Here is an 18,355-nt window from a genome sequence, read left to right on the forward strand (position 1 = left end):
AACGCCTTGAACGCGCTCAGCGTGAGTCCAGGGCCATTAATCCAAGGGATTGGAGAAGAAACGGGTTTTCCAATCAAGCAGTCAAGGTGGGGCATCCCATGATGCGTCTAAGTGCAGTGTTACTGATCTGCCTGCTCGGCAGCCTGATGTCAGTGCACGCCGCGCCTGCACCGCATCCTCATTGGAGCGTTGGCTTCCATGAGCTGAGCTTTCTCGACCCGCTGGACTTGCAACCCATGCGCGCCATCGCTTTCTACCCGTCGACCGGCAAGGAACACTCCAGCAAGGTCGAGGGTTATCAAGTCGAAGCCACTGAAGACGCCAAAGTTGCCATTGGCCGCTTCCCGATACTGATGCTGTCCCACGGTAACACCGGTACTCCGCTGGCGCTTCACGACCTTGCTACCTCGCTGGCGCGTAAGGGCTTTGTGGTGGTGGGGGTGTTCCATCCCGGTGACAACTCCAGGGACCATAGTCGCCTTGGCACTTTGAGCAACCTTTATGGGCGGCCGATCCAGATTTCCGAAGCCATCACTGCGACCCTTGCGGACCCGATGCTGTCGCCGTTCGTCAATCCCGATCAGGTGGGCGTGATCGGTTACTCGGCGGGTGGTGAAACCGCGTTGATCCTGTCCGGGGCCACGCCGGACCTGGACCGCCTGCGTCGCTATTGTCAGGAGCGTCCGGATGACCGCGACGCCTGTAATACCCAGGGCGAGTTGATTGTCGACCGCGACGACTTGCAGCCCGTGGCCGATCCGCGTGTTCATGCCTTGTTGCTGATGGCGCCGCTGAGCCTGAAGTTCGGCCGACATACGTTGGCCGACGTGCATGTACCGGTGCTGCTCTACAGCGGTGATGGCGACAAGCTGGTGGCCTTCGACAAAAATGCCGCAGCCCTGGCGCGCAAGCTGCCGATCGCACCGGACTTCAAGCTGTTGGCCGGGGCAGGGCACTTTGTGTTTATGGCGCCGTGCACCGAAGAGCAACTGCTGGCCATGCCGGCACTGTGCACCGATGCCGACGGCGTTGACCGCGAAGACATTCACCGTAACCTGATCTCTGAAGCCGGACGGTTCTTTTCCAACACTTTGGGTGCGTCCAGCCGAGCCGGGATGCAGACCGCCGATCAGTGATCCATGCAGTGATTGCTCAGTGTTTGCGTATGAAGCGCGCCGGTTCTTGAAATGCCAAAAGCTTGAAATGCAAAAGGCCCCGTCACCAGGACGGGGCCTTTCATTTGAAGCGTGCTGCCAAGCGCGTGTAGCTGCTTTTAGAACACTACGCCCTGGCTACGCAGGTAGTCGTCGTAAGTGCCGCTGAAGTCGATCACGCCGCTTGGGCTCAACTCGATAATACGAGTGGCCAGGGACGATACGAACTCACGGTCGTGGCTGACGAAGATCAGCGTGCCCGGGTAGTTCTCCAGCGCCAGGTTCAGCGCTTCGATGGATTCCATGTCCAAGTGGTTGGTCGGTTCGTCCATCACCAGCACGTTAGGCTTTTGCAGGATCAGCTTGCCGAACAGCATGCGGCCTTGCTCACCACCGGAGATGACCTTGACCGACTTGAGGATCTCGTCGTTGGAGAACAGCATGCGGCCCAGCGTGCCGCGAACCAGTTGCTCGCCACCTTGAGTCCAGCGACCCATCCAGTCGAACAGGTTGGATTCGTCTTCGAAGTCCGAAGCGTGGTCCTGTGCGTAGTAGCCGATTTCTGCGGCGTCGGTCCATTTCACGCTACCGGCATCCGGGGTCAGTTCGTTGACCAGGGTGCGCAGCAGGGTGGTTTTGCCGATACCGTTCGGGCCAATGATCGCCACACGCTCGCCGGCTTCAACGGTGAAGCTGAAGTCCTTGAACAGGGTTTTGCCGTCAAACCCTTTGGCCATACGCTCGACGATGACCGCCTGACGGTGGAGCTTCTTGGTCTGCTCGAAGCGAATGAACGGGCTCACGCGGCTGGAAGGCTTGACCTCGGCCAGCTGGATCTTGTCGATCTGCTTGGCGCGGGAAGTGGCCTGCTTGGCTTTCGAGGCGTTGGCCGAAAAGCGGCTGACGAACGATTGCAGCTCCGAGATTTGAGCTTTCTTCTTGGCGTTGTCCGAGAGCAGTTGCTCGCGGGATTGGGTCGCCACGGTCATGTACTCGTCATAGTTGCCCGGGAACAGGCGCAGTTCGCCGTAGTCCAGGTCAGCCATGTGGGTGCAGACACTGTTCAGGAAGTGTCTATCGTGGGAGATGATGATCATCAGGCTGCTGCGCTGGGTCAGCACGTTTTCCAGCCAGCGGATGGTGTTGATGTCCAGGTGGTTCGTCGGTTCGTCGAGCAGCAGCACTTCCGGATCGGAGAACAGCGCTTGAGCCAGCAGAACACGGAGTTTCCAGCCAGGCGAGACTTCGCTCATCGGGCCGAAGTGTTGCTCGATGCCGATACCCAGGCCCAGCAGCAGCTCACCGGCACGCGATTCGGCGGTGTAGCCGTCCATTTCCGCGAACTCGGTTTCCAGCTCCGCAACGGCCATGCCGTCTTCTTCGGTCATTTCCGGCAGCGAGTAGATACGATCGCGCTCGGCCTTGACCTTCCACAGTTCTTCGTGGCCCATGATCACGGTGTCGATCACGGTGAATTCTTCGTAGGCGAACTGGTCCTGGCGCAATTTACCCAGACGCACATTCGGCTCGAGCATGACCTGTCCGCCGGATGGATCGAGGTCGCCGCCGAGGATCTTCATGAAGGTCGACTTGCCGCAACCGTTGGCGCCGATCAGGCCATAGCGGTTACCCGCACCAAACTTGACTGAAACGTTCTCGAATAGCGGCTTGGCGCCGAACTGCATCGTGATATTTGCTGTAGAGATCAATTACCTTACCTTTCAATAGCTTAGGTTGCGCTTTTCTGAGCTTGGACCAATTTGGGACCAATTTGGAGTTTTTCCAGTTCACTCCAATCTGAGCTTGAGTTGATCCAACGCGCATAAGTAGACAGCAACATCTGCACGCTATGGCCGAGTTGCTGGGAAATGAATGCGGAGTTCATGCCAGACATAATGCATATTGTCGCATAGGTGTGACGACAGTTGTATGGCGGCCTGTGTCGCACTCCCAAGGCTTCCAGGGTCGGTTTCCACTGTTTGTGCAGGTCAGACGTCTGCCTCACATACTCGCTGTTCTTTGATAGCGGAAAGATGAAGGGGGTTTCAAGGATCTTTCCTACCCCTTTTTTCCGACGTTCTGCATACTTTTTGGTGAACTCTAGGGCATGCAATGCTCGCTCGTTGCGCAGAACATAGCGATCGCCACCAGTTTTTGTGCGCTCCACCACTTCCCCCAAGGCAATCCCGCGACAGACGTGGGCGGTCCTTTTCTCAGTGCTTACAGCATCCCACCGCAAGGCCAGCGCCTCAGACAACCTCATGCCCGTAAAGAAAACAAACTCAAAGAAAGCTGCATAGATGGTGCTGGGCCAGTGTTCGTGCTGGTACATCTTCGTGATGATGGTGTTGGCCTCCTCCAGGCTGAAGGGGGGCAATCTCTTTTCTGCTTCGCTTCGGAAGCTCAAGAGGGGCTGCTGGATTCTTCGTTAGGCGCTCTTCTGAAACCGCTGACCTGAGGATTGTCGAAAGCTTGACCAGGGCATTGCGCTTTACCGCCGGCGACGACCATTTGATGCCGGCCAGTCCTCCAACCCGGACCCATTGATCAAGCCTGAGGTATTTCGTGCGTGGATGGACGCGGAGTACGAAATCAATCTTCCGTCCGTGGCTTGGGGGCGGGATTGGGAGCTATTCGTACAGCTTTGCTTCGATGCCTGCTCCGACATTGACGCTCGCGCTTTGAGCCCAATTTATGCCTGATGTAGCCAGGACAGCCTTCGGGAAGGCCTGAGCAGCGCGGAAAGCCCCTCACACCTACTTCGAGCCTCAGCATTCGCTGGGGCTTTTTCATTTCTGGAGTAAAAAATGGCAGAACCAGCATCTACAGCTGCGGCTGCGCTCATCGCGAAGTACGGCGTAGCTGTGGCTGGTTTCGCGGGCGCCTGTATATCGCTGACCCTATTGCAGGGCCTGACGCGTAAGCAGGCATTCTGGGCGGTGGCCACCGGCTTCCTGTCGGCAATTTTCACCACACCGCTTGCCGTCCACTACTTCGGACTTCCACCAGATGGCGACACCCAAAACGGCGTGGCCTTTCTGATTGGCCTGTTGGCGATGAACATCATCCCCGGCCTCAAGGCGCTGGCTGGAAAGTTCGGCGTAACCGGGAGTGCCTGATCATGAATCCTATTTTGGGAGGCGTAGACGCCTTTCTGTGCGTGCTGGTGGTGATTGCCTCGATTGACTACCTGCGCCGCGTGCGCCCGATTGAGCAACCGATGCTCAGCATCTCGTTCTATTTGGTAGCCATTGGTGCATTCGGTGATTTCGCCGCGGCGATCCAGGGGCATTACGTAAGCCCGTTCACCGTGATGATCCATGCGGGCGTGGTGGCGTATGCCTGGGCGAGGCGCGGGCATGTGTATGAGGTAGCGCGGTAGGTCGCGACACGTTTCGCGAATTATCAAATCGTGTCGCGACATTGGGCACAGTACGAAGATCAATAATCGCGGCCGGTTTGTCGACCTGCGACCGGAGCATCTTCATGATCACGTAATGGTGGCGAGCGAAGGCCTGGCTGTGCCGGGCCCTGAACTGCGAACACTGTATGGCATGCGACAGCTGGCAACTGATCAGGTCGCGCGCAGTCAGAGCAGGTAGCCAGTTACCTGTCCTGGGTGGTTGTCCTGCACTCCCGGGATGAGATGCAGCGGGATGTGCTGTTGCCCATCAATGAATGGAACCTCGAAACCGCCCACTATTTGGAGATGTCGCCCATTCTGTTCAGTCGACTCTTCTGCCTTTGCCTTAGCCATTCTCGCGTGGTTCGCGGCGATTTCGTTGAGAGTTGACACGTTACATCTCCCGGTGACTGACCAAGCGTATCGCTGGAGTCCTTAAGCGTTAATTTGATTGCTGCCGCGTCAGAGTTACGTCGTTCTGGGGCCGCTACGACGGGCCAGTGCAATCCCTAAGCCAGAGATGGTCACGTATTCCGCCCCACGTTTTCATATGCGACGAATGGTGGCGCAGCGAAGGAGAACAGCACGGGCACGCCCAGGTGCAGACCAATATCATGGTGAGTTGAAGAAGGAAGCAGTAGCAGGGTGAATAAGATGATTGCTCGGATGACGTTTAGCACTATCGATGTCCTGTAGTTGAAGGATTCGATACCCATTATCTAGATCCAAAAAAACCGTTCAACTCAACTCGGGTGCTTTGCTCCACCCAAAAGCGTATGCGCAATGTCGAGATCAAAAACATGACAACCAAGCAACCCGGCTGGGAGGCAACAGAGCGCGCCTATCGGGAAATGTCGCAACACATCACAACCATTCCGATCTCGGTCTTGTCGGTGGAAAATGGGATCTCGCCTAGTACTTCGAAGCCGAAGCCCTCGTAGAAGCGCCTCGCACTGGGGATCTTCGACCGCTACAGCGTGCAGTTGAACCTGGACCTGATCGACATCGCCAGTTACGAGGCCGAGTTCGAAGCGACCAGCCTGACCCGTGCGGCACCGGTGGGTGTCTCGTTTGAGGCGGCAGTGTCGGGTGTGGCGGCGATCCGGGCGGCGGTGCAGCACGTCGCTACCCAGGCGCGCATGACGACGCTGAAAGAGAACGCGGATGTCGTCCAGGCAGTGGAGTGGGTCAGTACGCTGGATTCGAAGACCAGCAACCAGTGCCGAACGCTGGATAAACGTCGGTTCAAACTGACTGAGGGGCCGCGGCCACCGATTCACATCAATTGTCGCTCGACGGTGGTGGCGGTGACGCGCTTCAGCAAGCTGTTTGCCGAGGGCGCCACTCGAGCATCCGTCGGCGATGACGGGCCGCAGCAGGTCAGGGCAGATCTCAGCTATTACGACTGGCTCGAGCAGCAGCCGGCGGCGTTTCAGGACAAGGCTATCGGGCGCGATGTGCGCCAAGCTGTTTCGCGAAGGCGGCTTGAGCATTGAGCTCTTTTCAGAACTGCAGCTCGATCGCAACTTTTCACCGCTGACCCTGGTGCAGATGCACGCTCTTGAGCCGTTGGCGTTTGAAAAAGCTTTCCATTAACCGGGAAGACGAACAAAGTTTGGAGCGGATGAATCAAATCAATCTTCGGATTAGAACCGCTCTAGTTAAAACTAAAGCAGGTTCTAATTTTCAGTATCACTAACTGAGCACTAAGTTGTGGCCTCGTACCTTACGAAAAAAATCAGTGTGATATTGCCAGCATACGTGCCAATTCTCGTCACTGAAAAAGTTATCTCTTTGATAGATGTCCGAACCCAAGAAACGTTTACGCTTTGATTTATATCATTGGGTTGTGTGCCAGCATCATCCGTGGATGAGCCCTCAGGGGAGAATACGTACCCTCCGTCTATGATTATATGATTGCTACTTATAGTGGCAATGCAGACTCCGTCGTTATGCTCATTGACAAATATTGTTCCTGGAACAGCGTCCTTGTTTACGTTGAACTGCACCTTGTGTGATGAGGCGTGACCAATACCGTCCGCTGTTATCTGGTTGTATAGAAACGGCACGGCCAGAGTATGGTCCACAGTATCTGGGGTGTTATGGGCAAGCATAGTGATAACTGCATTCTGGAGTACTAGGGCGTCCATAGCGGATTACCTTTTTTATTTGATGGGTTTTCTACTCATTCAACTAAGTGATCGCCGAATGGGGAGGTGCCATATCTCGAGAGTGAGACTAATTAACTGTAGATCAGGGGTGGCTTGCCGAGCTGTACTTTCGACCTGCGGTAAATCGTAATTCGGCATGAATATAAATGTAGGGAATCTGATTTTGATTCTTTCCTCGACCAATTGAAAAATATTGCAAATTTGGTTGATTCGTTCTCGTAGTAACTATCAACTTTAATCGGTCTTCGGCCGGTTTTTTGTTCCTGCAGGCAGGGCCTGCACCCACGTCTCTGGGAGACAACACATGCTGAAATTCCAACTGGACAGCCTGGACGGTGTCGACGAACCTGTGCGCGCTCTTTACACCGAAAAGGACGGCAAGTTCGTCCTCGATATTGAAGGGTTGCCGCAACCTGAAGACGTATCTGGCCTCAAGAACCAGCTGCAAACCCTTCTGGACGAGACCAAAGAGGCGAAGCGTCAGAAGAAGGAAGCTGAAGACGCGGCCCAGCTGGAGCGTGAAGAGGCGCTGCGCAAGTCCGGCAACGTCGAAGAACTCGAAAAGTCCTGGTCCGCGAAACGCATATCGAACGCCGCTTAAGCGTCGAGCAGCGCGACGGGAAGCCTGTCGTGCTCGATCAGCAGGGCAAGCTCTCCGCAAGCACCAGCAACCGGCTGCTGCTGGCGGCGCCGGATCGGCCGAGCGCCACGCAGTTTGCGGATTACTTGCTGCGCCGTGGGCTGTTTGCGGGGCGGGCGTAGCGTCTATAGGCCAGGCCTTCAGGCTGAAGGCTTTCCTCCGTTCCTGACACTGCTGCTTCAAGCGCGAGGATCAGGAAGGTGTGCTGGTAGACGCTTGCTATCGACGCGCCTTAACTCTGATTCATCTGATAGACCATTGCGCTCCAGTAACGGTTTCCGTTGCGTTTCTGGCGAGTCCATCCGGCAGCCTCCAGCTGCTTGGCGATCATTCGATTCATGAATCCATGACCGAGCAATAGGACTGGCCCTGCGCTGGCAAGGTACTGAAGCTGTTGAGCGGCCTCTCTGGCCCGCACTTGGGCCTGGCGGGCAGACTCGACCCCACCTGAGAAGCCACATAGCCATGAGATTCGAAGGATAAACGCCCACGTAAAGGGTGAAAGACGTGGCAGTGTCCAGCGACCATGGGGCAACTGCGCCTCACAGAAAATTGCATCTACCAGGGTGGGCTGAAGGCCCAGTGCCTGAACGGATGAAAGCGCTCGAGGTGCGCTACTCGATACGATCACTTGGGCGGTAGCGGCCAGTCGGACACTCGCCTCTGGGGCGGGCTGGTTGACGATTTCGGATAAGTTGTAATGCTCGATCCAGTGTTTCATATCGAGTGCTGAAACCTTGTAGATCACGGCCAGATTCGGCTGGCCATGGCGCATCAGGATGATCTCCCTGTTCACTGTGTTTACGTCCTTGTCTTGCTGGGCTATGGGTGTAGAGGGTAAAGACCGGGTACATCCTTTACGTTTGAGACCGGGTACATGGTTTACAGGTATCAATCATGGTCAGGAGGTACTGACCATGCCCTGGAATCAAGAGTCCCCGATGGATCAGCGAGTAAAATTAGTCAGTGATTGGCTTAGCGGCAGCTACACCAAGAGCCAGTTGAGCAGCCGATCTGCGCAGCATCACTCCGACGGGTAACACGCCGTTGCTCAATCGGCCGTTTGTGCACGGTGCCAGGGATTGCTGGCAGGTCTGCGCCGATTGCTACCAGCGCGTGTGGGGTCTGGAGTTTGAAGTCTTCCAGCGCGAGGACGGCTGGTGGGAAAAGGCGGACGGGCCGAGCCTTTACGAACAGGCCTACGGGGCAGCCGGGTTCGTCAGGGTGGACCAGCCGCAGCGTGGCGACATGATCGTTATGGCCATGGGGCGCACGGCGCATCCGAATCATGCGGGGATTTATCTCGGCGCTGATCCGGCGCTGCCGGGCGAAGATGCTGCCACCTTCGGCCCAGGGCCATTCCTGCTGCACCACATGTACGGGTGGCCGTCCGAGGTGATCGTTTTTGGCGGGCCTTGGCTGGACCGCGCACGCTTGATTCCCAGGCACAAAGATGCACAGGCAACTGAGACCATGTGAAAAGAAGACGGCTATTCAGGGTCGAGAAGCGCGGCAACCCTGTTGTTTGGGAAAAAAATCTCTCCAATTAACGGTGTTGCAAAGTTTCCTCTTGTTCCATCTCTAGCGATACCATCCTCAAGCCATAATCGTCTCTTGTACTTAAACGATACGCCATCCCGGTCTTTATCAACCTGTATGTCATACATGTTTAATGCTCTTGCTCTAGCGCCAGCCTCGGATTTTTTAGCTGATGAACCTGCTATGATTTGAGCGAAGGGGCGACCACCTAAACGCTCTACTATGCCTTTAAGGAAAGCAGCAGCCAGAATTAGTTGTTTGTGCTGTTCTGTCGTGAAGTGCGTTCTTATACGCTCCTGGAGTTCTCGGATTTCCTCGTCATCAAAAAGACCAGCCTGTTGCACTTCGTCACGTTTTTTGGCATAGCGCCGGAGCTCATCTCTAAGTACGTTAGGATTTTGAAGTGCGCGTTCAAGGATTTCAATTATTTCTGTCGAGTGCTCATTGGTTAGTGTGCCACCTCTACTTTTGCTCAGAACTAATAGGCCGATAATAAAGCGGTACATTTTATTCTGGATCTTGCCATCTTCATCCCTTCCAAGAGGTAAGGAGCTGATGCCAAGTGATCGTCGAACATGGTTGAATGCTAGGCGGATTTTTCCGCGCGGATCGAAATGATCCAGATATGAATATGTATGAATATCAGCTATATGTTTGTGGCCGCAAAGTAACAGATCGAAATCAGACATTGCAATGTTCTGAAAAACAGTCTGCTTGTCATCCAGGTGAAGCAGAGGCTCCGCTTTTGAGTCAGGGGGCTCAAAAAGATAGTGGTGAGTTACCATTATTTTTAGGGCTCGCATGAATTCACCCGCTTTGATTTTATTATTTTTAGGGTCTAGAAGCTCGCCTCTTAATCCCTTGTCATACAGCGATAGTATTTTTTTGACTGTTGGCGAGAGAACTTGCCCTTCGCAATTCGATTAATGGATAGACTTCCAGATAAATGCTCTGTCTCACTGTCTCCTAAGTAGGAAGAGTCGACCCGACATGTAAATACGTTGGTTGGGCCTTTGTTCGCCCAAAAATAATCAACGCTATCACTGTCAGTAAATTGGTGTTTGTGAAAGGCTGAGTAAAAGTTTGAGAGCGATGACTGTCAGCGCTTTAGATTAGAGCCGTGACTCTGAGCGTTGAATGCATCATGATTTTCAGGCACTAGTATTACATGAATGCCACGAGCCTGGCACTGCAGCCCATAATAGTCGCCATCAACGTATATTTTGTCCTCAATCCACTGGTAGGCTCTCTCTAAACTGATGTTGTCACCAATATTTGTTATATCGCCAGTGACAAGAAGGTAGTCCGGTTTGTCATGTTCTAACTCCGCTTGGATTTTCTTTAAGCAGTTTAGTGAGCGGCGATAATTGTCTACTTGTCCATCAGGTGGCTCATAAAAATGAATGACTGATAGTTGTGCGAATTTAATTGTGGAATCCGGCATGGCTCCGCTCCTAGCCTTGGTGTACTCACAAAGCGAGAAAGGTGTAGAGTTCTATTTTCTCTTAGTGAGTTTTTTCGAGGCCACACAATAATTCTTTCAGACTTCGTGCAGCATCTAGCCTAAATAGAACATAGCGGTGTATCCGCATTCCGTCCAATGTCTTCGAATGCTTGGGTGTGCAGACACTCGATACTGGTACTTTTAGGACGATTAGCTGCCCAGTCCCGCCAAGCAAAGCGTGATGCGAGGTTTTCGTGTTGCTCGTTCGTTGGTGATAAAGTCCCGCAAAATCTCAACGAGGGAACGACATGAAATTGTTCTTAGGGGCAGTGGTGCTAGCGATGCTGGCAGGGTGTGCTGACTCTGGCCCTATGAAAGTTGGTCCAGACACCTACACGATTTCAACGCGCGTTCCTTTCGGTGGGGCCGGCTTCTGCAAAAGGGCAGGCCCTGAAAGAGGCAAACGCATTTTGTGAGTCCCAAGGTAGGGAAATTCTCCTTGACCACATGCAGGCGAGCGAATGTGCTTTACACGGTGGCTGCGGTGAAGCGGAGATCTATTTCTTCTGCCTGACGGCAGGCGATCCACAGCTGAAACGCCAAAAATACAGCCCCGACCCGACTCAGAAGATCGAGATAGATCAGAGGTAACCTGGCTCCATCATCAGACCTTGCTCAGAGCTGTAGTCGCTCGGAATTCTGGATGTCCTGACGTGAAAAAGCCCAGTCTAGTGCTGGGCTCTTTGCATGAAGCCAATGTGATTATGGTTTTGGTGGAGGAGTAAAGTCGCCCAAGCAATATCCAACCTCTCCATAATTCTTGGTCTTTCCAAGGACTTCGTTGAGATCCGCTATGCTATTAAAATCATAGGAGTAGATACCGAACTCAGGATCGAAAAAGTACAGGATGTTTGCATTCCTATATATTCCCATTGCATGCCCGCCTATCCCAGGGAGGCCATTAGCGTTAACGAAAATAAAGTCACCTGTTTTTAGCGCCTTCAACGCATCTAGGCTAGGCGGGACTGCATCTAGAGGGTGAAAGTGTGAAGTTGGGAGTAGCATCGGTGGTAGCAGGAAAACAAACGTGTCACCTGCTTCAACTTTAGACTGTAATGCATCGCAGTCTTCAGGGGTGAGCGTATTTGCGTACTTAAGACCTTTTTGGTCAGTGCGAGACAACCACAGCATTGTGGCTGCTTCGCAAACGCCATTTGGGTGTTTGGCGGTTTTGTTCTTCCATGGGACTAATAGTTTTCCAGCCATGACTATTCCTTAGCAGTGGGTCTGTCCATTTGTTTGACTCGTCGGCATTTCTATCATCGGCTACGCGATGTAGTCTGCGTTTTTCCTAGCCATTAAAGTACTACCTGCTGAGGTATAGATTGGTTTTTCGTCATGCGCTTCAAAACTTGGGGGAAACAAGAGTTTGAAACGACGAGTGGCTATCATCGCTTCATGCATAGATGCCTAGCAGTTCGTGAGGCTTCCCTTGGCTGAAGTTGTCACTACTCACATCGATCTCCCAGGTCATAAACGCGCCGAAATTGGCGCAACACCAAGCCATGGGCTTGCAGGTGAAGGGCTGGGAAATCCTTGCGTGTAGCAGGAGGCCACTATCAGTACTGGATTTGGCGTTACTGTCATTGCGCCCACGCTGGATGCCTAGACAGCAGAGCGCTACAGTGCCGTGAAAGGGACTAGCTTGAAGCGCCAACAAGGAGGTTTCGGATGATAGCGAAGTTGTTAGTGAGCATTGGTATCGTCTTTTATGCCGCCGTTGTGCCGGTACTAGAGCTGAACGAAACTCATGTTTTCAACACCGTTTGGGAGCCCCACGCAAGGCTTCATGAGGTTTGGCAGCTTTTTACCAATACTGCCATTGGAGCCTATAGCGTCTGGCTTGTATGGATTAAAGACAATCTCAAGCGAGCGAGCTTGCTCACCCTGTTTGTCACCGGGGGTTTTTTATTGGCCTATTGGCTCCGGGATGGCTACGGCGGGTCGATGATTCTTTCTGATGGCTCAGAAAAAATGATCATGGGTGTGAATTTAGGTCTATTTGCATACACCCTAGCGGTACTTTTGGCAGTTATTGCCGTCATGATCGACCAGCGAAAGCGAAACGTGCATCTTTCGGCAAGATGAGGCGTTACCCTTTCTCCGTATGCTCACTACGTAGAAGGGCTTCCTCTTCGCCTGGAAGCGCCCGCGCAGAGAGATCGGCCTAGCCCAATCAAGCTTTCTCATTCGTTTTTTGCTTAAGTCTTGCGACCTGGGAAAGCGCCGCCACTTTGTAAGGAGGAGCGATCTTCTCCAAGCCTCCTAACCATCCAGTTTCAGCACTTCGACGCGAAGCCGAGCCCGGTTTAAATGGCCAGTGGTTAATTTTGCATTTGCGGCAGTTTCCAGATCGTAGGGAGGTAGGCCCTCAAGCCTGGCGGCTTCAGCCCACAGCAAGTCAATCATGATCAGGCAACGTCTCCGGATACCATCGTGGCAAACCAACCAAGTTGTCACCTCACTACGGAGATTATCGTGTCTAGTTTCTTCTTCGGTGGGCCACGCTGTTCCGTAACACTTAAGATAATCAGAACTGCCGTCCAGCAATGTACGAAATGGCGCGCCTGGTCTGAGTAACTCAGTCCCAAAGATCGGGTAAATGTCCTCTACTTTGATGTGGCCTTGCAGGACTCGTGAACACAGGTCGCTCAGCATCCCACAGACGTTGCGAACAGACGCCTGGGCCCATTTCAGGCGTGGCCGTTTCGGCGCTTAACGGACTGTGATTGGCTGAGAGAGCGTGCTCCATAATCAAACTCGGCGTGGTGATTCGGGCACACGCAGACGATGTTCTCTAGGGTCTGTACGAAAAGTCGCCGAGTGGCGATCATGCTGCGTTAAAAACAGGCTCGGAATGCTCATTTACAACCCGTAAACTCCGCTTCCTCGCCTGTTTTTGCCTTGCCTGATCGCCACTCGGCGACTTTTCGTACAGACCCTAGTGCATTCCAACAACATCACCCTTCTTAAGGAAGAGGAGGCTCACGATGTCACTTTACGGAAGTATCCAAAGCGCTCCAGCCAATTCCCGCGGATTTGACGCCGATACGGTGCTTTCGTCCGCCACTGCCCAGCAGTTCGCGGCGCAGGGTTATACATTCTGCCTCCGTTATCTATCCCTCGGCGCCGAGCAAGATGCAGGAGATCTGTCATCAAGCGAGGCCAGTGACATTTTGGCATCAGGACTGGCCCTGATGGTCGTTCAGCACGTCGATGACCCTGGCTGGTCACCCTCCCAGAACACCGGGCAGACCAATGGAAACAACGCTGCGACAAACGCAGACAGCATTGGTCTGCCACCGGGTATGAATGTGTGGTGTGACCTTGAGGGTGTGGCGGCCAGTTCAACCGCACAGGACGTCATTAATTACTGCACAGCCTGGTACAGCGCGGTGTCGGCAGCCGGCTATGTGCCTGGGCTGTACGTCGGCAGCGACGCGGTGCTCACCGGCTCGCAACTGTACGACCTGCCGTTCCAGCACTACTGGCAGTCATGCAGCGAGGTACCGGCGCTGCCCGAGCGCGGCTACCAGATGGTGCAGACGCTCGTCCAGGCGCCCGTGAATGGCATCGGGATCGATCAAGATGTCACCCAGACCGACAGCTTCGGCGGACAGGTGCTATGGCTGACTGGGTCGGGTAGTACATCCGGTCAATGATGTAACTGCGCTCGTCGCCGTTGATGCTTTGGTCGCAGTAATGGCCCGCATTGAATTGGAAGTTTGTATTCCTATCCCATGGTCCGACTGCGGGGGCGTTCATAAGGACGACTCCGCTAACCTGTGAACGGTCGCGACCCGACACGCCGTAGTATTCAAGGAGAGAATCATGACCAACCCCGCAAAAACCTGGCTCGGGATTTTTGGTCCGCCGACCGATCTCGAAGGCCTCTGTGTCTGGTTCGCGGAAAAAGTGGCCGCCGACATAGTCGATCTGGCCTGGCAACCCGCTTGGCTGGCGTTCGAGGCCAGTTTCCTTTCGAACAATCCACCGGCAGTGACGTCATCTAATGACACGATCTATGTCTTCTATCCGAGTTCTTCGGCACAGACCGACTACCTTCTTTATAACACTTATAACGGGACGACATGGTCCAGCTCGCAGAAACTCATGACATCAATTCCCACCGTCTCTACTCTTGTCCCGGTCGAAACGGCAACGGGAGCAGGCGCAACGACGTTTGGCGGCGAGGTGTATGTATTCTGGCAAGATGTCGGTGATACCGGAGTCCCAAGTCCGGACGGAACGCTGATGTATAAGACCATGAGCCAGGAGACCTCTTACCAGATACAGCCGACACAGGCCATATCCGGTTATTCGCCGGGCGTCATCATGTCCGACTGCCCATCGGCTGTTGTCTTCAATGACCTTCTCTATGTCTTCTATCAGGGTCCTGGCCCCGACGGGCAGCTTTGGTTCACGTCTTCAAGCGATGGGAGCAACTGGTCCACAAGCACCCACTGGCCCAACACCGGCATTGCCACATCGCCGTCGGCCGTAGTCTTCACCAACCCGTCGGGCCAAGAGTACCTTTACGTCTTTTACCAGAATACGGGTACAGGCAACCTTAGCTACACCTCAATTGACACGGCCGGAAACGATGCAGGGCCAGGCGGGTGGCTCGAGTGCGGCGGCCACACGGTGCCCATGTCCGGAGCGCCAGTCGCGCTGGTCTACGACGACACTCTCTATGTCCTGTTTGCTGCGGGCAGCGGAAGCGGGTTCTGGTATGTCAGTTCGCCGGACGGGAGCACGTGGAATGCGCCCCTTCAAGTTGCCCCGGTACAGCTATCTAGCTCGCCATCCCTTGTCAATTTCAATGACCAGATCTATTGCATGATGCAAGGGCCAGGAAACAGCGGCGAACTCTGGTATACGACCACAGCCACGCCGGGTAACCCTGCCAGCCTGATGACAAAATTTCCAACGACAGGGACGTTCGAAGCTACCGACGCGATGATATCCTGGAGCCCAAACGCTACCGTCTTCAACAGCCATATCTATTGCTTTTACCAGCAGAATGGCAACACCGGCGCGCTCTTCTACGTTACATTTGGTTCGGGAGGCTGGAGTACGCCAGCGCAGTTACAGGCGTATTCAGGAGGGAGCTCTGGCATTACGGGAACACCGGGAAGTGCAGTATTCGGCACCGATTTGTATGTGTTCTATCAGGGCGGCAACTATAGTGGTGCCCTGCGCTACCAGACCTATGATGGAAGCAACTGGAGCACCCAGAAGACGGTATCGGGAGCCGGCATGTCGGGTTGGCCGGCGCCCGTAGTGTTCAACAACGAACTCTATGTCTTTTACGAGGGAGAGGGAAATGCCAACGCGCTCTGGTACAGCGTCTACAACGGAAGCAGTTGGGGAAATAGTCAGCAGGTCAATACAAACGGTGTGTCTTACTCCAACTCGACAGGCAATAGCTGGGGGGGCTCGACCGGGCCGGCTGCTATCGTCTACAACGGGACACTTTACGTCTTCTATCTTGGAAACGGCGGCTGCATCTTCTACAACTCTTTCGGCAACACCAACACGGGGGCACCGATGCAACTTTTCAGTGGCCAGCTTGGTCCCGAGACCTTTATAACGGCGATGTGCGCTGTTGCGGTGGTGGTCTGTGACGATAGCAGCGGAACACCGCAGCTTTATTGCGTCTATCAGTCGACGACCGAGAATGCGACACAGGGATACAAACCCACCGGAGATCTCTATTACGTGGGTACATCCGACCCGGCCAGCGCCAGCAGTTGGTCCGCGCCTGTCAAGCTGGGTAGCACCGTGCCTACGCCCAATCCACCAGGAGGAATTTCGACGCTTTCCGACTGGGCAGTTAACGGCGTCTTTGCGATGATTTAGGCTTTCACGGGCCATGATTTCCCCATGGGCATCGCGCCAGACTGAACTGCTTGAATTGACTTTGCCCCCGAAAAACGAACCCCTTGCTGAGTGTGTAAGCTCAAGCAAGGGGAGGAAACAATGACGGTCAAGGCAAAGCGGGCGCAGTAGACGTTCGAATTCAAGCTGGAAGGTAAGCGTCCGCCCAACACACCTTGTGTGATTAAACGGGCGTCCACCTGTGCGGCAGCAACTCCGTAATCGTACTCGCCCGCTGCGTCGGCAGGCGCGTGAGTACATCCTTCAGATAAGCATACGGATCATGCCCATTGAGCCGCGCCAACTGGATCAGGCTCATGATCGCAGCCGCACGTTTGCCGCTGCGTAGTGAGCCCGCAAATAACCAGTTCGAACGTCCAAGTGCCCACGGCCGGATTTGATTATCTACCCGGTTATTGTCGATGGGTACAGCACCATCATCGAGATAGCGCGTCAGCGCTGTCCAGCATTTGTGTAGTGGTCTAATGAAACTGGACACCCATTTAGGCGAGAATGCTCGCCAGATAGAGGTGTCTGATGACCAAGCAACGTCGTTCCTTTTCCACTGAGTTCAAACGCGAGGCCGCAGGGGCCTCGTGCTCGATCAAGGCTATAGCCATATTGAAGCCAACCGCTCGCTTGGGGTTGTCGAGTCTGCTTTGCGTCGCTGGGTTGGCAGCCGCCAGTTTCGCCAGCGACTCTGGCGGTACCGCATGCGCCAGAGCATGAGTCGTCGTGGAAATTGCTGGGACAACTCGCCGATGGAGCGTGTGTTTCGGAGTTTGAAAACTGAATGGATACCGACCGTGGGCTACATGACGGCTCAAGAAGCCCACCGAGACATCAGCCACTATCTGATGCATCGGTACAACTGGATTCGACCCCATCAATTCAACGCTGGGCTGGCGCCAGCTCAAGCCGAGAAAAAACTTAACGTCGTGTCCGGGATTAGTTGACCACTACAGTTGTGCGATGGCGGCTCCTCTGGTTCAGGCGCTGAAAGGTGATACTTGGCGGCATGCACGTTTTCTACGGACATTTTTTGTAGTGCGCTTATTTGATTGTTATCGTGACTTTGCCTTTTGATCTGCCCTGCTCGACGTACTGCAACGCCTCTGCAGTCGATTCAAAAGGGAAGGAACGATCGATGACCGGTTTAATGACGCCAGCTTCGATAAGCGAGGTGATTTTTTGCAGTTGTACCCCGTCGGCACGCATAAACAAAAATGCATAGCTCCCCCCATGCTTGCGGGCTTTTCTACGAATACCGCTGCTCAGCAGGTGCATGACTTGCCGTAGCATCCAGGACAAGCCTTGCTCTTGGGCAAATTGCGCGGTCGGCGGCCCCGAAAGGGAAATGAGCTGTCCGCCAGGCTTGAGAACCTTGACCGATTTCTCCAGTACATCGGCGCCGAGGCTGTTCAACACAACGTCGAAATCGCGCAACTCGTTTGCAAAATCTTGCTGCTTGTAGTCGATGACCACATCCGCCCCGAGCGCCTTCACCCATTCGACATTCGCCGTACTGGTGGTCGTCGCAACGAAGACGCCGAGGTGTTTGGCGAGCTGGATGGCAAACGTGCCGACACCGCCGGATCCGGCATGAATCAACACCTTTTGGCCTTTTTTCACCTGGGCGGTCTCAACCAGCGCCTGCCAGGCCGTTAAGGCGGCCAAGGGGACGGACGCCGCTTCGGCCATGTCAAGGTTCGAGGGCTTCAGCGCGAGCGCGTTTTCGTTCACGGCGATCAGTTCGGCAAACGTCCCGATCCGATCCTCGGGAGGGCGTGCATAGACTTCGTCTCCCGGATTGAATCGCTTCACCGCCGAGCCCGTGCGAACGACCACACCCGCCAGGTCATTGCCCAATACCAATGGAAATGTATAGGGCAGGATCAGTTTGAATTCCCCGGTTCTGATCTTCGAGTCCAACGGGTTCACGCTCGTTGCATGCACCTGGATCAGAACGTCATGCACACCGACCGCAGGGGCGGGCACTTCGCCAATCCTTCCGTTCTGCTTGCCGTAGCGGTCGATAAAAAATGCCTTCATGTTGCAGCTGCT

General features: G+C 54.4%; 15 protein-coding genes and 5 pseudogenes. 10 read left to right on the plus strand and 10 right to left on the minus strand.

Features of this window, described 5'->3' with window-relative positions; all coding sequences use genetic code 11:
* The first annotated feature begins 98 nt into the window (after nt 1-98).
* Nucleotides 99-1,136, plus strand: coding sequence for a dienelactone hydrolase (locus AABM54_RS12555; protein ID WP_347905963.1), 1,038 nt, complete (start codon nt 99-101; stop codon nt 1,134-1,136).
* 137 nt (nt 1,137-1,273) lie between these two features.
* On the opposite strand, the gene AABM54_RS12560 is transcribed toward AABM54_RS12555, so the two are convergent.
* Together AABM54_RS12560 and AABM54_RS12565 are read right to left on the minus strand one after the other, a co-directional pair.
* On the minus strand, nt 1,274-2,863 hold the full coding sequence (locus AABM54_RS12560) for an ABC-F family ATPase (RefSeq protein WP_347905965.1): 1,590 nt from the start codon (nt 2,861-2,863) through the stop codon (nt 1,274-1,276).
* Nucleotides 2,864-2,883: 20 nt separating this feature from the next.
* Nucleotides 2,884-3,691: pseudogene (locus AABM54_RS12565) on the minus strand (tyrosine-type recombinase/integrase); the annotation flags it as partial.
* A 270-nt stretch (nt 3,692-3,961) separates the two neighbouring features.
* Between AABM54_RS12565 and AABM54_RS12570 the strand changes: the two are divergent.
* Together AABM54_RS12570 and AABM54_RS12575 are read left to right on the plus strand one after the other, a co-directional pair.
* Nucleotides 3,962-4,273, plus strand: coding sequence for a peptidase M48, Ste24p (locus tag AABM54_RS12570; protein ID WP_347905967.1), 312 nt, complete (start codon nt 3,962-3,964; stop codon nt 4,271-4,273).
* Nucleotides 4,274-4,275: 2 nt separating this feature from the next.
* Complete coding sequence (locus AABM54_RS12575; protein WP_347905968.1) at nt 4,276-4,536, plus strand: hypothetical protein; 261 nt, start codon at nt 4,276-4,278, stop codon at nt 4,534-4,536.
* Between the two features lie 207 nt (nt 4,537-4,743).
* Here AABM54_RS12575 and AABM54_RS12580 read toward each other — a convergent pair whose 3' ends face one another.
* Nucleotides 4,744-4,950: a hypothetical protein gene (locus tag AABM54_RS12580; protein WP_347905970.1), complete on the minus strand. Its 207-nt coding sequence runs from the start codon at nt 4,948-4,950 to the stop codon at nt 4,744-4,746.
* Nucleotides 4,951-5,510: 560 nt separating this feature from the next.
* Here AABM54_RS12580 and AABM54_RS12585 point away from each other — a divergent pair.
* Nucleotides 5,511-6,153, plus strand: a pseudogene (locus AABM54_RS12585) (phage minor head protein); the annotation flags it as partial.
* A 110-nt stretch (nt 6,154-6,263) separates the two neighbouring features.
* Here the strand turns inward: AABM54_RS12585 and AABM54_RS12590 are convergent.
* Nucleotides 6,264-6,707 (minus strand): hypothetical protein, encoded by a 444-nt coding sequence (locus AABM54_RS12590; protein ID WP_347905972.1) that lies wholly within the window; start codon nt 6,705-6,707, stop codon nt 6,264-6,266.
* A gap of 325 nt (nt 6,708-7,032) precedes the next feature.
* On the opposite strand from AABM54_RS12590, the pseudogene AABM54_RS12595 reads away from it, so the two are divergent.
* A pseudogene (locus AABM54_RS12595) lies at nt 7,033-7,490 on the plus strand (hypothetical protein).
* A 110-nt stretch (nt 7,491-7,600) separates the two neighbouring features.
* Here AABM54_RS12595 and AABM54_RS12600 read toward each other — a convergent pair.
* Nucleotides 7,601-8,164 (minus strand): histidine phosphatase family protein, encoded by a 564-nt coding sequence (locus tag AABM54_RS12600; protein ID WP_347905974.1) that lies wholly within the window; start codon nt 8,162-8,164, stop codon nt 7,601-7,603.
* A 215-nt stretch (nt 8,165-8,379) separates the two neighbouring features.
* Here AABM54_RS12600 and AABM54_RS12605 point away from each other — a divergent pair.
* Nucleotides 8,380-8,847 (plus strand): annotated as a pseudogene (locus AABM54_RS12605) (NlpC/P60 family protein); the annotation flags it as partial.
* An 11-nt stretch (nt 8,848-8,858) separates the two neighbouring features.
* On the opposite strand, the gene AABM54_RS12610 reads toward AABM54_RS12605, so the two are convergent.
* The 3 genes from AABM54_RS12610 to AABM54_RS12620 form a co-directional block, all read right to left on the minus strand.
* Complete coding sequence (locus tag AABM54_RS12610) at nt 8,859-9,710, minus strand: hypothetical protein (RefSeq protein ID WP_347905976.1); 852 nt, start codon at nt 9,708-9,710, stop codon at nt 8,859-8,861.
* 296 nt (nt 9,711-10,006) lie between these two features.
* The gene (locus AABM54_RS12615) at nt 10,007-10,351 is read right to left on the minus strand and encodes a metallophosphoesterase (protein WP_347905978.1); all 345 of its coding nucleotides are present in this window, start codon (nt 10,349-10,351) and stop codon (nt 10,007-10,009) included.
* A gap of 762 nt (nt 10,352-11,113) precedes the next feature.
* Entirely contained in the window at nt 11,114-11,617 is a 504-nt protein-coding gene (locus AABM54_RS12620; protein ID WP_347905980.1) for a hypothetical protein, read from the minus strand.
* 465 nt (nt 11,618-12,082) lie between these two features.
* Between AABM54_RS12620 and AABM54_RS12625 the strand changes: the two genes are divergently transcribed.
* The 3 genes from AABM54_RS12625 (at nt 12,083) to AABM54_RS12635 (ending at nt 16,273) form a co-directional block, all read left to right on the plus strand.
* Nucleotides 12,083-12,499: a hypothetical protein gene (locus AABM54_RS12625; RefSeq protein WP_347905982.1), complete on the plus strand. Its 417-nt coding sequence runs from the start codon at nt 12,083-12,085 to the stop codon at nt 12,497-12,499.
* Nucleotides 12,500-13,401: 902 nt separating this feature from the next.
* A complete protein-coding gene (locus tag AABM54_RS12630; RefSeq protein ID WP_347905984.1) occupies nt 13,402-14,073 on the plus strand; it encodes a DUF1906 domain-containing protein in 672 nt (223 codons plus the stop codon).
* Nucleotides 14,074-14,242: 169 nt separating this feature from the next.
* Nucleotides 14,243-16,273: a hypothetical protein gene (locus tag AABM54_RS12635; RefSeq protein ID WP_347905985.1), complete on the plus strand. Its 2,031-nt coding sequence runs from the start codon at nt 14,243-14,245 to the stop codon at nt 16,271-16,273.
* Nucleotides 16,274-16,475: 202 nt separating this feature from the next.
* Here AABM54_RS12635 and AABM54_RS12640 read toward each other — a convergent pair whose 3' ends face one another.
* Nucleotides 16,476-16,817: a transposase gene (locus AABM54_RS12640; RefSeq protein ID WP_347906175.1), complete on the minus strand. Its 342-nt coding sequence runs from the start codon at nt 16,815-16,817 to the stop codon at nt 16,476-16,478.
* Nucleotides 16,818-16,965: 148 nt separating this feature from the next.
* On the opposite strand from AABM54_RS12640, the pseudogene AABM54_RS12645 reads away from it, so the two are divergent.
* Nucleotides 16,966-17,247, plus strand: a pseudogene (locus tag AABM54_RS12645) (integrase core domain-containing protein); the annotation flags it as partial.
* A 97-nt stretch (nt 17,248-17,344) separates the two neighbouring features.
* Here AABM54_RS12645 and AABM54_RS12650 read toward each other — a convergent pair.
* Nucleotides 17,345-18,343 carry an NADP-dependent oxidoreductase gene (locus tag AABM54_RS12650; protein WP_347905987.1) on the minus strand — a complete coding sequence of 333 codons (999 nt, stop codon included), beginning with the start codon at nt 18,341-18,343 and terminating at the stop codon, nt 17,345-17,347.
* Nucleotides 18,344-18,355: the final 12 nt, after the last annotated feature.

Origin of the sequence: Pseudomonas purpurea (genome assembly GCF_039908635.1) — a bacterium.
GTDB classification, from domain to species: domain Bacteria; phylum Pseudomonadota; class Gammaproteobacteria; order Pseudomonadales; family Pseudomonadaceae; genus Aquipseudomonas; species Aquipseudomonas purpurea.

What these genes read in the sequence shown, in the direction of transcription:
- AABM54_RS12555 (WP_347905963.1), top strand. Translation starts at nt 99, where the DNA reads ATGATGCGTCTAAGTGCAGTGTTACTGATCTGCCTGCTCGGCAGCCTG.
- AABM54_RS12570 (WP_347905967.1), top strand. Translation starts at nt 3,962, where the DNA reads ATGGCAGAACCAGCATCTACAGCTGCGGCTGCGCTCATCGCGAAGTAC.
- AABM54_RS12575 (WP_347905968.1), top strand. Translation starts at nt 4,276, where the DNA reads ATGAATCCTATTTTGGGAGGCGTAGACGCCTTTCTGTGCGTGCTGGTG.
- AABM54_RS12590 (WP_347905972.1), bottom strand. Translation starts at nt 6,707, where the DNA reads ATGGACGCCCTAGTACTCCAGAATGCAGTTATCACTATGCTTGCCCAT.
- AABM54_RS12610 (WP_347905976.1), bottom strand. Translation starts at nt 9,710, where the DNA reads ATGCGAGCCCTAAAAATAATGGTAACTCACCACTATCTTTTTGAGCCC.
- AABM54_RS12615 (WP_347905978.1), bottom strand. Translation starts at nt 10,351, where the DNA reads ATGCCGGATTCCACAATTAAATTCGCACAACTATCAGTCATTCATTTT.
- AABM54_RS12620 (WP_347905980.1), bottom strand. Translation starts at nt 11,617, where the DNA reads ATGGCTGGAAAACTATTAGTCCCATGGAAGAACAAAACCGCCAAACAC.
- AABM54_RS12625 (WP_347905982.1), top strand. Translation starts at nt 12,083, where the DNA reads ATGATAGCGAAGTTGTTAGTGAGCATTGGTATCGTCTTTTATGCCGCC.
- AABM54_RS12630 (WP_347905984.1), top strand. Translation starts at nt 13,402, where the DNA reads ATGTCACTTTACGGAAGTATCCAAAGCGCTCCAGCCAATTCCCGCGGA.
- AABM54_RS12635 (WP_347905985.1), top strand. Translation starts at nt 14,243, where the DNA reads ATGACCAACCCCGCAAAAACCTGGCTCGGGATTTTTGGTCCGCCGACC.
- AABM54_RS12650 (WP_347905987.1), bottom strand. Translation starts at nt 18,343, where the DNA reads ATGAAGGCATTTTTTATCGACCGCTACGGCAAGCAGAACGGAAGGATT.